A 12,552-nucleotide genomic window follows, 5' to 3' on the forward strand; every position below is an offset into this window, starting at 1 on the left:
TTATACTCCTCAGCCAGCTAGATGTGCTGTTTTATTTGTATGAGATGGCTTATTCGTTCTACTTGTTGATAGTCCTTTACGCCAACACCTACTTGAGTAACTGCACATGCAGATAATGCAGTTGCTCTTCTTAAAATTTGTTCAGGTGTTTCCTGCTTCATCAAACCGTAGGCAATACCTGCTACCAGTGTATCTCCCGCCCCCACGGTACTAATAACTTCAACTTTAGGAGGTTGTGCCTGCCAACATTCTGTTGCTGTAACCCACAACACCCCTTGTGCACCATTAGAGATAACCACATGTGTTATGCCATCTTGAATTAACTCTCTGGCAACCTTTATTTGTGACTCAGGTGACTCTAATGTCAAACCAGCCCAATCAGAAAGCTCTGAAGCATTAGGTTTTATTAACCATGGTTTAGCTTTAATACCTTCCGCAAATGGTACACTACTACTGTCGAATAACACTTTTTTTCCATGCGCATTCAAATGAGAAATCAACTTAAAATAATAGTCTCGTGGCAAACACGCAGGTAAACTACCCGCTACGACCCATAAAGAAAAATCAGGTAATAAACGCTCTATTGTGTTTTCAAACTGGCTAATCACAGACTGATTAAATTCCAGTCCAGGGAAATTAAACTCTGTTACCTGATCAGCTGATATTTTTACATTAATACGTGTACTTCCTGGCGCTACCAAAAACTCATCCTGAATAATGCGATTGGCACAAAGCGTATTAAATGCTTGTGCATTTTCATCACCTAAAATACCTGTTGCAGCTACAGGTACCTTCATATCCGCTAGTACACAGCTAACATTGACGCCTTTACCTGCTGGGCGTAAGGAAGCTTCACGAATACAGTTAACCTCACCTAGTTGAACACTCGACAACTGTCCTGTTAAATCCAATGCAGGATTCATTGTAATCGTTGCAATACCCTGCTTCATCATTTCTGCTCTCCACTCAATACTGCCATGACAGATTCAACATAGTCACTTGTAACCTTTCTAACTTGCTTCGCATCTGACTGGTTAAGTGCTCTTTCAGCCAGTTGCTGACAATCTTTAAGAGACATATGTCGTAGATATAATTTAGTACGAGGAATTGCTTTAGGTGACACACTGACTTCATCCACCCCCAACCCCAGTAAAAGTGCTAAACCAGCAGTATCAGCCGCCATTTCACCACAAACGCCTACCCACGCCTTACTGTGTCGTGCTCCCTCAACTGTATGTTTAATAAGTTGTAAAACGGCAGGATGGAGTGGATCAACACGTGCTGATAATTTAGGGTGTCCACGATCCATCGCTAATGTGTATTGTGAAAGGTCATTGGTGCCAATAGAAAAGAAGTCCACTTCCGATGCAAAGTGCTTTGCAAGTAATGCTGCAGCAGGAACCTCAATCATAATGCCTAATTGCAGATCAGCGCAGTTATATTTGGCCTGAATACGCTGAGCGATTACTTTGATTTCATACCACTCTGCAATATCTGTGACCATAGGAAACATTATACGTAATGGCTGATCACCGGCTGCAGCCATTAATGCACTTAGCTGCTTTTCTAAAACATGTGGGTGTTGCAGCGTTAAACGAATACCACGCACCCCTAAGAATGGATTTTCTTCTTTTGGCTGGGGTAAAAATGGCAAAGGCTTATCGCCTCCTACATCAAGGCAACGCGCAACCAATGGTCGCCCTGCTAATGCTTGTATAATCTGTTGGTAATACTGCTGCTGTTGTGCTTCAGTCGGCTCCGTTGCATAGTGCATAAAAACAAATTCAGTACGCAGCAGTCCAACCGCTTCCCCACCCATTTCAACTGTTTTTTCTGCTTCAGCTAAATTTGCTATATTCCCCGCCACCTCAATTTTATGTTGGTCTGGTGTAATAGCCTGTTGTTGACATGAAGCTAACGCTTTAGCTTCTAATTTCTTTTGTAAGTCAGCAGATTGCTTAGCTTGTTGAATACGTGATTCTTCTGGAGCAATATCTAGAAGTCCTTTATCACCATCTAATATTGCCATCCATGGAGTTTCTAATGTCAGTAAGGCTTCCCCTAAACCAACCACCAAAGGGATACCTAAACTACGAGCCAATATTGCAGCATGAGAGTTTGTCCCACCATAGGCTGTTGCGATACCTTTCACTAAAGCAGGATCCATTTCCGCTAATGTAGAAGGCAATAGCTCATCTGTAACCCAAATATAAGGCTCTTGTTGGGAAGAGGATGTTTTATCACGCTTGATCAAAAGCTGTAAAACACGTTCGCCCACATCACGGATATCAGCAGCACGTTGTGCCAAGAGCGGATTTGCTAATGCAGCCTGAGCATCTGCAAGCGTGGAAAAGCTTTGTTGCCAGCTCCACTCAGCCTGATGCCCTATTTTCATTAATTGTTCAGCTCGATCTGACAGCTCAGGATCTTCAAGCATATCTCGATGCATTGACAGTATGCCCACCAGATCTTCTTGCGTTAAACGTTCTATTTGCTTACCAAGCTGCTGTTTAGCCGCATCAATGGCATACTGCAAACGCGGTATTTCTTCAGAGGGAGAAAAGTGCTGAGCATCATCAGTGACAGATGACTCAAGTTGATGAATATGTAATTGCATAGGGGCAATTGCAATACCCTGCGCTGCGCCCACACCTTGTAAAACACCTGTAGTTAATATTGTTTTTGCTTCATGCTGTGTTTTTGGTTGTTCGGCTATTTTATCCACAACAGGTACAGTAGGCTCTCCAAGACCTTCTTTAAAGCCTTGCTCAATGGTCTTTAAAGCTTCATCAGCTTGAGGTCCCTGTGCCGTAAATACCAATTTTTGACCATGTACGACACCTAAACTTAATAACTGAGTTAAGCTTCTGGCATTAATAGGTAATACTGAATGATTAGCGGGCTCAACCGATATCTGGCAATCAAAATTTTCAAGTGATTTAACAAGCTGAGCAGCAGGGCGAGCATGTAATCCATCAGCATTTAATACTGTGATTGTTGTATGTTGACCATCAACCACATCACTGCTCAGTAAACGAACTACTTCCTGAGTATCAACAGCATTAGTCAGCTGTGACAACGCACCTTTCTGCTGTAACTTTAATAACCGTTGAATGACTTGCTCATGTTGACGGTCAATAGCGGCAAACAAGACTAAAAATTTAAAGGGTTGTTGCTTTAGTGTGTTGGACTCTGCAAGCTGGACGGCAGCAACCGCTGAGCGGTTCACACCTGACGATCCCCCCATGAGCCAAACCCCTTCAGCCAAATAGCGTGGTTGCAACTCAGGCAAGTGCTTCGCAAACTCCCAGGAGATAACATCAGCATCCAGTAGCTTAGTCATTGCCAAACTGGCAGCACTTGTTATTGATGATAGTGGTTGCTGTAATTGCACAAATGCACGATCAAACTGCAGCTTTTTGCTTGGCTGTTGTCCATTTAGAATCGCTGCTATTAAACCAGCGTCAGTGGTATCTTTTAACTCAGCTGCAGCTTGTTCATCGCCAATCACATGGGTTAACCGCTGCAGAATGGTCAGATGTTCTTCTGATTTAGCGGCAATCCCCACCACAATGTAAGCTACTTGCCCGTCTCCCCAGTCGACTCCCTGTGGAAACTGCACAACACAAATTCCTGTGCTTAACACTTCAGATTTTCTATCAGCAGTACCATGAGGTATGGCTATACCTTGACCTAAATACGTTGATATTTGCTTTTCTCTGGCCATAAGCGCAGTTAAATAGCCCGCTTTAACCAATCCGCCGTCAACCATTTTTTCTGCTACAAGCTGTAAAGCTTGTTCCTTACTACTGGCGGAGGCACGTAACGTGATATCCTGCGAAGTTAAGGTCAACATAGAAGCCATCCTATTTATAGCGTATTATCTTCACGCTTAATGAGTTTGCGACTAAGGCTCTATTTATACTGATGCTTTGTTTATGTTAATAAGCATGTATAAGTGTCATAGAATCTGTTCACAATCTCTAAGTTTTAGTCATCGGTTATCGTAAACTTGTTTTTGCTTTATCGTTTCAGCTGCTATGCTTAAACGATTCAGTCAAAAAATCAAGTCTCTTAGTAAATTGATTTGATTATGGTATGATCAAGCGCAATTTTTAGTGAGGATAACCGGTTCATGCGACTGGAAGAAATAGCCAAACTCGCGGGTGTATCCAAATCCACCGTCAGCTACGTCATCAATGGCAAAGCAGATAAATACCGGATAAGCCAACGCACCCAGGAAAAAGTACTCTCAATCGTTAACCAGTACGGTTTTCGACCGAATGATACTGCAGCGGCATTAAGACGCGGTAAGAGTAATACCTTTGGTTTTATCACGCCTGATTTTGAAAACCGAAGTTATTTACGTATAGCCAAGCGCCTTGAACAGTTAGCAAGAACAGCCGGCTACCAGTTGATTATTGCAAGTTCAGACGATGACCCCGCCACTGAACTAGAAGTCGCTAAAATGCTTTCATCTCGTAATATCGACTTATTGATGGTTTCATCATGCCTGGGAGATGACGTTGATTATTACCAAAAGCTGAATAAGCAAGGGCTATTAATTATCGGCTTAGACCGTCCCCTTCCCTCCTCAGACTTTATTAGTGTGATCAGTGATGACCAACATGGCGCAGAAACCTTGGTAAGCTCACTCAACTTAAGCCAGGCAAAAAATGTGGTTATGCTAAGCGCAATGCCAGAACTAACGATTAGCAAGCAGCGTGAAGCTGGTTTTCGCAAAGCCTTAATGGCTTATCCAAATATTACTCCTCACTGCTTTTATGGCGATCACTACAGCCGTTCTGTTGGTAAATCCCTTTTTCATCAAGCAGTGGATAACTTAGGCTGTATCCCCGATGCCATCATCACCACCTCTTACACCTTAATGGAAGGTATTTTGGCTGTACTGGCTGATAGCACTTGGTTTGAAAAATGTCAGCACTGTCAGTTAGCCACCTTTGGCAACAGCAGAGCTTTAGACTTATTGCCCATTAAAATAAACTCTCTACCTCAGCAATACGATTTAATTGCCGAACAGTCATGGCAACTTGCCATGCAAGCAATCAACGGAGAGTATGCCCCACAACGTGAAGTAATTCCTCGCTCACTTATTGTACGACGTTAGTGGTTATTATAAGATTTTGAGGTAATAAAACTGCAGATATCTACGTTTTATTGCCTTAAAAACATCTCAGATACCGCACATTTAAAGCATATACAGCGTCTTTCAACTATTCTTAACTATATCATTCACTTATACGGCAAGAGTCACCAGCACTTCAGACTAACAAATCCTTACTCTTGTCTTCCAATATAGCTATCTACCACATATTACGTATTACTAAATCTGGTATTATATTACTTTTTGATATAAAAATAGCCGATAACTGAGGTTACCGGAAGTTTTTTCGAGGGGGTTTAGTATTCTGGGGTGGGGTAGGAGCACTAAGTGTCTTTAGTAGTGAAATATGTAACCTACTGGTGTTTCTATCTATAAACACATAATATGCCACCAACTAACAAATAAATTATTGTTTTGTTTAATTTAAGTAATTTATGAAATTTATAAGTTGTTTTTTTATATTACTTTTAAGTGGGTGTTCTACTTTAATTGAAAGCACAGGGGGTATTGAGCACCGTAAGCTATGCACTAGTATTCATGAGCTAAATAAACTACTAGGAAAACCCAAATCAGTCTATGGACGTAACGATCACAATCTACCTAATCATATCCTTTTACGAACAAATAATCTTTCATATGAAAAAATATTAGTGCATGAAATTAAGGGGAAACTAAAAAAGGCATCAGATGGTGTCCCTCAAATGTATTTAGCAATACTAACGCTTGGTATCTCTGAAGTTATAATGATACCAGTCTCCACCATCAAAAGGATAAGCAGTAATTTTGAAAAACATGATTATGTGTCAGTATACGACGAACATGGAAGATGTATATTAAGTGAAGTTTATGATACTAGTGGTAATCAAATAATGACAGGTTGGTACTAAGTTAATGGATAAGAGCTGGGCAACAAAATATGAAGCTTACAAAGTGATATTTGCCAAATGACAGAAGCAGTTTTTCACCTATTTAGTGCTGTGTTTATGATAACAATGATTTGGCAGTTTGTTTTAATGCCTATGTTAATATCAATTTTTTTAAGGAAACTAAAAAATATTGAGCCTAGCGAATGGAATAAAATGACTACTCTCTCTACCAACCCTTTCATGATAGGTGGGAAAGAAAAACAGAATTTACAAGAGTATCTAAAAAATAGAGAGTTTACTAAGCATAATTCAGAAGTTATTAATAAAATTGGTGTGATTACACGAGCTTCATTTTTAATATCCAACCGCCTTTTTTATAGCATACTTTTAATTCTGTTCGCAGCTGCTCTCATCATAGAAGGAATTCGTTTCTTTATTGATGAATCATTTTTAATGTAGCATCTTTTTTTCATCGCTGGATGGCAAAAACCATGAAGCCTACAATGAGGTTGAGTGGCGTTTATTATTAGTTAGGCAGTAAAGATATGAGAAAAATTAATCTCCCGAGAACAAGTGAAAGAATTAGGGGAATAACTCTCCCCGAAAATGGCTTTCTTTACGTCTGCGATTATGATGAAGTATTCAAGGTTGTAATTGGTGATGAGTCTGAAGCAGAGATATTAGATGATGATCCTTATGAGTTCTTGGATTCGTTACCACATTCTCTAGGCATCTCGGGTGGAAAGCCGCTCTTAGAAATAAATGGTAATAAAATATCGTATGACTTCAAATCAAGTAATGATTCCGTTTCAGTTAATTGCAATATAGCCGGCGTAGAAAGCATTATTGAATTTTCCACTTTCTCAGGTGATTGGTTTGCTGCATCATTTTCGCCTTGTGGTAAATATATAGTTTTAGCTGAGCCGTATGATGTTGAACTATACGAAGTATAAATCGGTCAAGAGCTGGTATTTAACCTCCACGCTGGATACCGCTAAACATAGGGCCTACAGTTTCGTCAGGGTGATGTTTATTAGTAGTTAGGCTAAATAGAGTATGAGTGTTCACAATTTTTATCAGTTGTTTAGCTACTGTTACAAGAATCAATGGTGTTTATAACAATATGCTTAGAGTGCTCTTTATTGTAATTTTATTGATTGGCGAAGGTTGTGCTAGTGGCAGTTTAAAAGAGAAAAACGACCAAGCGACATTGGAAAGTGTTTCATATAGCCTTGAGCGTGGTTTTCCCTACGAAAACTTGCCCGTTAAATGCCAATCGATCAGAAGACTGAGCATGGCAATTCCTTTGATGCGGGACCAAGGGATAACACGCAAGGTGGTATTAAAATCAATGCCTGTTGATATTCCTCAAGAGGAGATCGACATGATAGCTAGTGTAATTGCTGATGCATATGATTTTCGTAATCTAAATTCATTTACCCTGTCGTTAATTCATGAGGAGAGTTGCATGAGAGCGGAGATCGGCCTTTCTTATAAAATGCAGCTTACTAACTATATCTATGGTCAGTTAGTATCCTGTCAGGGGTTAAATAACGATAAGGGGCTTTGTATAAGGAAGGCCATAAATGGTAGTTATAAAAAATAGTTAATCAGCTAAGACCTGCTCCCCAACCACCTCCCTGGATACCATTAACCATAGGACCTACAATGAGGTTAGGGTTGCATCAGGGTAGGGGACTATCCAATAATGTCAAGCGTACACAAGCCCTTGTTGTGGATTAGTTTCTGTTTCGAGCCGACTAACCACAAACGGAAACTTAGGTTTATACCTTTATCATCAGTCAATGAATGAGCTTAATTGAGCCGAAGTGAGGAGTCCTTGATAGAAATAGAGATGTTGGTGAAGTTTGCGAAAGAGCAGGTACTGCTCTTCAGTAACGATGGAGAAGTTTACGTGGATCACGAAGGAGAGTTCAAATTGTATACTACAAGCTGCTCGCACCCTTTAGACCAAAAGATGGTTTTTAGCCTTATAAGCTTCAATGAGTACTTAGATGAGCGAGACTGTGATGATGAGTTCGAGCTTGAAGAGCAAATTAGAAATTACATAGGAACTCAAAAGCTTTAAACCTAATAGGGTAAGAGCTGGGTATCTGGGATGCCGCTAACCATAAGGCCTACAATGAGGTTAAGTTTTGCACCAGAGTAATGTCCATTAATAGTTAAGTGTCAAACCGCGATAGATTACTTGATTTCAATATGGAATATTTAATTAAATTAAAACTAGATGTTTTAGCTCCGGATGAAATGTTGAAAGAGCACGAATTAACGTATATTTCCGTTGGTAGAGTAATATCCCTTAAGTTTATTCCTTTCCCAGGTATGTGGGTCCATATAAACCCCATAATCGATGATAAAAACAGAGAAAGATACAGCTCGTTATTTCAAAAAGTAAGTCATAAACCAGGGCTATTTGAGGTCGATAGGTGCATAGCACATGTTGACCATAATGGTGATTACGATTTAAGTGTAATATTAAAACCGAAGATGGAAACAACCTACGAGAGTTTTCAAGCAATGAAAGAGTATATTGAATATTTTGGTTTTAAAAACAACCTGAGCACATAATCGGGTAAGAGCTGCTATCTACCCAGCACCCTGCATGCAAGATTAATTAAAAGGTGATCTTCCTACAGGGGACTTTCACCCCATAAATTCAATGCCCACGCCGGGCGTACACAGACGCTTGTACTGGGTTGCGCAACTACAAATCGTCCAGTGAAGCGATCGTTAGCTCTCAGTTGTATAGCCATGGAAACATACAAAGAAATTAAAGATTATTTAAATAATAATTCTTTTCTGAACGATCGATTAACCATAGATATCTCTCCAGTTTCTAACTTCGGTAACGAGGATTTGATAAAAGCACTGGATGCATATGTAGTCTCGCTTGGGTTAAAACCGATAAGGTATGATTGGAACGAGTTGAAGGAAAATACTGCTGAGCAATACCTGACAGAGATCCTACATAAAGGGTTGGCCTACGGTAATGAAATAATGAATAAGCATACGGCCAAACACATATCAGAAAAGTTTATATCTCTGTTCGGTCAATACAACTGTAAATTCTTTTCAAACGGTGAAATCGAGCCTGATAGTAAAGGTTGGTCGGAGCTAACAGATTCAACATCCGATTTCGGTGTTGTGGTCGTTGGCAAAGAATGGATCGGTTTAATATGTGTGGAAGACGAAGATTGAGGGTTAATCGGGCAAGAGCTAGTATTTAGCCACTACGCTGGATGTTAAGAGGCATAAGGCCTACAATGAAGCTAGGATTACGCCAGAGTGACGTTCATTAATAGTTATCTGAACTATGCTTAGTGAAGCTGAACAGCAAAAAATTGAGCAAATTCAATCTGAAGATGATTTGCAAAAGTATATTGATATTGTCACTCAAGCGAGCAACACCGAATTTCTTTATGAGTACGCCAAAGCCTATAACTGGGACGATGGCTACGAATTACCCAATGCTATTGCTGACAACTCAAGCTGCGATTTAGGTACTGCGCTTAGCTTATTTTGGCTTGCTGAGGCTATGTGCTATTTGACAAAGGAAGTTATGAGAGATGAGTATAATGGTTCGTGGGCAGATTTTTGTGAAAAGTTGATCTATCGCCTTTCAAACAACCAATATCCTACTGGACCAGTTAGTTTTGATCCAAATATAGGGAAAGTTGAAGTATATAAATTAGAGCAAGCTGGTGTTTCGCCCGTGTTTTATACAAAAGTAGTCGGCAGCACGTAATCTGGTAAGAACCGTTACCTACCCACCTAGCTGGATACCAGTCATCATAAGGCCTACAATGAAGTTAGGCTTGCGTCAGAGTGGCGTTTATTAATAGTTAGATGCCCTGTACTGGTCAACCCGAATTGGACACATTTATTTGAGAATTTTCAAAATCGACAGGCGACTTATTTTTATTAGCCGCATGTAGTCGTTCGATGTTGTAATACTTCATGTAAGCAATAATATCTTGCTTTAAATGCTCATAATTCGGTTGGGCAACTTTCAGCAACCAATCGTACTTTAAACTACCAAAGAAGCGCTCAACCACAGCGTTATCCTAGCAAGCACCTACATCGCCCATTGAGGCTCGTATACCGTTGTTTTCTAGTAATTGTCTATACTGCCTACTGGTATACTGAGAGCCACGGTCACTATGAAAAACAAGACCACGCTCGGGCTGCCTTAGATAAATGGCTTTTTTCATAGCATGACACACTAAATCGGTCGTTAATCGATGACTTAAATGCCATCCTATAATACGCCTGGAAAATAAATCTAATACTACCGCAAGATACACCCAACCTTTAGCTGTTTTATATAGGTAATATCTCCCGCCCATACTTCATTAGGCCCCAAAGGATTAAAGTTTTGGTTTAATAAGTTATCTGCCACAGCATCTATTACCTGAGTGGAAGTGGTAGCTATCCCTAACCTCTCTTGGTCATATGCTTAATTCTAAACTGCACTAAGCAAATAAGCCGCTTACTTTATTGGCCATTAACCTCTAATAAATTACATCTTCATATTGTTTAATGATTGCAATAGCGTGCTGTTGACCATTAACACATAAGTTTAAGATAGCTATTCTAACAAGGAATTCATATCCATCTTTCTTCTTAGCATAAACCACTGATTCTCTTTTATCTATTGGTCGAGGAGGTTCATTATTCTCTATATATTGTTTTGCACGCTGGTTGTGACTTTCGTGAAACTTAAGCGGGATTAGTATATTAAGATGTTTCCCTATTACCTCTTCATGTTGGTATTGAAAGCAGATTTCAGCTGATTTATTGAAACAAACTATATTTAAATTTTTGTCAACAACGACTACTGACTCATCTAGTTGATCTATTAAAAAACTTAATTGTTTAGCATTCATTTTTTGCTCTTTCTTTAAGGCTTAAAGAGCAGTATAGCTATAAAAAACTCGCTTCCCCTGACTATTGGCGATTTCCCATACCTTTTGGTCAGATACCTGAGTTCACATAGCAATAACAGTAAAAACAGTTTGCTTTATTGCTCATTAACCTCTATAAAACACGCTTAATTCAACATAAATGCGAGATTAGAATGAGCACAGGTACAGTTAAATTCTTCAATACAACTAAAGGTTTTGGCTTTATCACTCCTAGTGAAGGAAAAGACCTGTTTTTTCATAAAAATGATATACAAGGCCCAACTCCTCGTGATGGTGACAAAGTAGAGTTTGAGATTGGCCAGAGCCAGAAAGGACCTTGTGCCATCAACGTTCAGGTTATCGACTAAAAGAGCGATTAGGTACCTATTGGATGGCTGGAGCATCTTCAAAGCCTTCCATTAGGTACTTCAACTCCTCCACTGTTAGCATATCGCCCGCGTACCCTGGCCTAGCCTTCAGCGCTTCAAACCTCCCCAGTTGTTGCTTATATAACGGCATCATTGGGCCTACGGGTGGAAACTCAAGCAGATCCTCAGTGACAACTCTTACCTGGCCTATCTTCAAATACCTCACTGTTATTTAGTGCAGTCAGAAAATCCCTTATTTCCGTATAGTATTTATCTTCTCTACCAAAGCCATTAAATATGACTTTATCGCCGTCTATTTCCTGTTGTTCATCAAGCGATAAGCGACAGTAGCTAACCTCATAAGGGCATACAAGTCAGTAATAGCAAGGACATCACGCTGTATGTCGTGTGGTAGCTCATAGTTGCCTTCAAATATCTCAGGGAAAAGCTCAACCATATTACTGTCTAAAATCTCGATGTAATTCTTGTATTTATTCGCTTCGTAAATGCCACTATCTTTATTAAATACAGGGTCGAGTAATTGAAGGATTTTATATTGATTGCTAAGGACGGCTTTATCGAAGTAGTCCAAGTGATATTTGTTTGTCATTGGTTTACTTTAGGTTATTCATGTAGATAGTTCATATCTTTGCAGTTGTGATGTAAAAAATGAAGTAATGAATTTTTGAAAAACCCTTCATTGGTAAACCCAATAAAAATAGTTTACTTTTTTAGTATACAATTTATTTGGAGTTACTAATTAGAAAGGTACATATAATGAAACAGCTATCTCTTCCAAAGGAATTTAAAGGGATGTTTACAAGTAAGCTGTATTGGGGAATTCATTTTGCATGTGGTTATTTTATTCTTCTAAGTTACGAATTATCGAAAGTTTTTTTATAAGGATGCTTTAATTATATTTACTTAATATTAAAGACTCCCACCTCTCCCCTACATCAAAACCGGGGCAAGTCTTATGCGGGTCTAAGTCTCGATGCCCACATATTTCCGCAAGCGGGTACTTCTCTTTCCAGCGAGTTAATACACGGTCTAGGTTGTCTAGTTGATCAGGTGTAAACTCATCCCTACCGATTAAGCACACACCCAAACTATTACTGTTGTAGTCCTTTACGTGTGCACCTTCCCAGTACTCGGGCCGACCGTTATCAACTATCCCATCACGTCGTATAACTTTGTGATATGTATGTGCCACTGATAGATATCTTCAGCAGTTACGTCCCTATCGTTAGGTGTGTCCGCGCAATGGA

General features: G+C 39.7%; 15 protein-coding genes and 1 pseudogene. 10 read left to right on the plus strand and 6 right to left on the minus strand.

The genetic code is table 11. The features are described 5' to 3' along the window. Positions 1-17: 17 nt before the first annotated feature. Together pfkB and ptsP are read right to left on the minus strand one after the other, a co-directional pair. The gene (gene pfkB / locus ACQ96U_RS17010) at positions 18-953 is read right to left on the minus strand and encodes a 1-phosphofructokinase (protein WP_431722459.1); all 936 of its coding nucleotides are present in this window, start codon (positions 951-953) and stop codon (positions 18-20) included. Beyond that, entirely contained in the window at positions 950-3,856 is a 2,907-nt protein-coding gene (ptsP, locus tag ACQ96U_RS17015; RefSeq protein WP_431722460.1) for a phosphoenolpyruvate--protein phosphotransferase, read from the minus strand. The genes pfkB and ptsP overlap by 4 nt, the downstream gene beginning before the upstream one ends. A 279-nt stretch (positions 3,857-4,135) precedes the next feature. Here ptsP and cra point away from each other — a divergent pair, with 279 nt between their 5' ends. The 9 genes from cra (at position 4,136) to ACQ96U_RS17060 (ending at position 9,757) form a co-directional block, all read left to right on the plus strand. Next, positions 4,136-5,128 (plus strand): catabolite repressor/activator, encoded by a 993-nt coding sequence (gene cra / locus ACQ96U_RS17020; RefSeq protein ID WP_431722461.1) that lies wholly within the window; start codon positions 4,136-4,138, stop codon positions 5,126-5,128. 431 nt (positions 5,129-5,559) lie between these two features. Beyond that, entirely contained in the window at positions 5,560-6,012 is a 453-nt protein-coding gene (locus ACQ96U_RS17025; protein ID WP_431722462.1) for a hypothetical protein, read from the plus strand. 57 nt (positions 6,013-6,069) lie between these two features. After that, positions 6,070-6,450, plus strand: coding sequence for a hypothetical protein (locus tag ACQ96U_RS17030; RefSeq protein WP_431722463.1), 381 nt, complete (start codon positions 6,070-6,072; stop codon positions 6,448-6,450). Between the two features lie 86 nt (positions 6,451-6,536). Continuing rightward, positions 6,537-6,944 carry a hypothetical protein gene (locus ACQ96U_RS17035; RefSeq protein ID WP_431722464.1) on the plus strand — a complete coding sequence of 136 codons (408 nt, stop codon included), beginning with the start codon at positions 6,537-6,539 and terminating at the stop codon, positions 6,942-6,944. Between the two features lie 170 nt (positions 6,945-7,114). Beyond that, a complete protein-coding gene (locus tag ACQ96U_RS17040; RefSeq protein WP_431722465.1) occupies positions 7,115-7,597 on the plus strand; it encodes a hypothetical protein in 483 nt (160 codons plus the stop codon). 213 nt (positions 7,598-7,810) lie between these two features. Then, positions 7,811-8,080 (plus strand): hypothetical protein, encoded by a 270-nt coding sequence (locus tag ACQ96U_RS17045; RefSeq protein ID WP_431722466.1) that lies wholly within the window; start codon positions 7,811-7,813, stop codon positions 8,078-8,080. Between the two features lie 131 nt (positions 8,081-8,211). After that, positions 8,212-8,580 carry a hypothetical protein gene (locus ACQ96U_RS17050; RefSeq protein WP_431722467.1) on the plus strand — a complete coding sequence of 123 codons (369 nt, stop codon included), beginning with the start codon at positions 8,212-8,214 and terminating at the stop codon, positions 8,578-8,580. Positions 8,581-8,763: 183 nt separating this feature from the next. Beyond that, positions 8,764-9,210 (plus strand): hypothetical protein, encoded by a 447-nt coding sequence (locus ACQ96U_RS17055; RefSeq protein WP_431722468.1) that lies wholly within the window; start codon positions 8,764-8,766, stop codon positions 9,208-9,210. Between the two features lie 115 nt (positions 9,211-9,325). Beyond that, positions 9,326-9,757, plus strand: coding sequence for a DUF4274 domain-containing protein (locus tag ACQ96U_RS17060; RefSeq protein ID WP_431722469.1), 432 nt, complete (start codon positions 9,326-9,328; stop codon positions 9,755-9,757). Positions 9,758-9,872: 115 nt separating this feature from the next. Here ACQ96U_RS17060 and ACQ96U_RS17065 read toward each other — a convergent pair. Continuing rightward, a pseudogene (locus ACQ96U_RS17065) lies at positions 9,873-10,420 on the minus strand (IS3 family transposase); the annotation flags it as partial. Positions 10,421-10,523: 103 nt separating this feature from the next. Next, positions 10,524-10,898 (minus strand): PAS domain-containing protein, encoded by a 375-nt coding sequence (locus tag ACQ96U_RS17070; RefSeq protein WP_431722470.1) that lies wholly within the window; start codon positions 10,896-10,898, stop codon positions 10,524-10,526. A gap of 191 nt (positions 10,899-11,089) precedes the next feature. Between ACQ96U_RS17070 and ACQ96U_RS17075 the strand changes: the two genes are divergently transcribed. Continuing rightward, positions 11,090-11,284, plus strand: coding sequence for a cold-shock protein (locus tag ACQ96U_RS17075; RefSeq protein WP_431722471.1), 195 nt, complete (start codon positions 11,090-11,092; stop codon positions 11,282-11,284). A gap of 313 nt (positions 11,285-11,597) precedes the next feature. On the opposite strand, the gene ACQ96U_RS17080 is transcribed toward ACQ96U_RS17075, so the two are convergent. Continuing rightward, positions 11,598-11,894, minus strand: coding sequence for a YfbU family protein (locus ACQ96U_RS17080; protein ID WP_431722472.1), 297 nt, complete (start codon positions 11,892-11,894; stop codon positions 11,598-11,600). Positions 11,895-12,194: 300 nt separating this feature from the next. Continuing rightward, complete coding sequence (locus ACQ96U_RS17085) at positions 12,195-12,497, minus strand: N-acetylmuramoyl-L-alanine amidase (protein ID WP_431722473.1); 303 nt, start codon at positions 12,495-12,497, stop codon at positions 12,195-12,197. Between the last annotated feature and the right edge of the window lie 55 nt (positions 12,498-12,552).

This window comes from Zooshikella sp. RANM57, assembly GCF_050749885.1.
In the GTDB taxonomy this organism is placed as follows: domain Bacteria; phylum Pseudomonadota; class Gammaproteobacteria; order Pseudomonadales; family Zooshikellaceae; genus Zooshikella.

Excerpts from the sequence above, each read along its gene's own strand:
- ACQ96U_RS17060 (WP_431722469.1), top strand. The coding sequence starts at position 9,326 with ATGCTTAGTGAAGCTGAACAGCAAAAAATTGAGCAAATTCAATCTGAA.
- ACQ96U_RS17035 (WP_431722464.1), top strand. The coding sequence starts at position 6,537 with ATGAGAAAAATTAATCTCCCGAGAACAAGTGAAAGAATTAGGGGAATA.
- ACQ96U_RS17075 (WP_431722471.1), top strand. The coding sequence starts at position 11,090 with ATGAGCACAGGTACAGTTAAATTCTTCAATACAACTAAAGGTTTTGGC.
- ACQ96U_RS17030 (WP_431722463.1), top strand. The coding sequence starts at position 6,070 with ATGACAGAAGCAGTTTTTCACCTATTTAGTGCTGTGTTTATGATAACA.
- ACQ96U_RS17055 (WP_431722468.1), top strand. The coding sequence starts at position 8,764 with ATGGAAACATACAAAGAAATTAAAGATTATTTAAATAATAATTCTTTT.
- ptsP (WP_431722460.1), bottom strand. The coding sequence starts at position 3,856 with ATGTTGACCTTAACTTCGCAGGATATCACGTTACGTGCCTCCGCCAGT.
- pfkB (WP_431722459.1), bottom strand. The coding sequence starts at position 953 with ATGATGAAGCAGGGTATTGCAACGATTACAATGAATCCTGCATTGGAT.
- ACQ96U_RS17080 (WP_431722472.1), bottom strand. The coding sequence starts at position 11,894 with ATGACAAACAAATATCACTTGGACTACTTCGATAAAGCCGTCCTTAGC.
- ACQ96U_RS17070 (WP_431722470.1), bottom strand. The coding sequence starts at position 10,898 with ATGAATGCTAAACAATTAAGTTTTTTAATAGATCAACTAGATGAGTCA.
- cra (WP_431722461.1), top strand. The coding sequence starts at position 4,136 with ATGCGACTGGAAGAAATAGCCAAACTCGCGGGTGTATCCAAATCCACC.
- ACQ96U_RS17040 (WP_431722465.1), top strand. The coding sequence starts at position 7,115 with ATGCTTAGAGTGCTCTTTATTGTAATTTTATTGATTGGCGAAGGTTGT.
- ACQ96U_RS17050 (WP_431722467.1), top strand. The coding sequence starts at position 8,212 with ATGGAATATTTAATTAAATTAAAACTAGATGTTTTAGCTCCGGATGAA.
- ACQ96U_RS17025 (WP_431722462.1), top strand. The coding sequence starts at position 5,560 with ATGAAATTTATAAGTTGTTTTTTTATATTACTTTTAAGTGGGTGTTCT.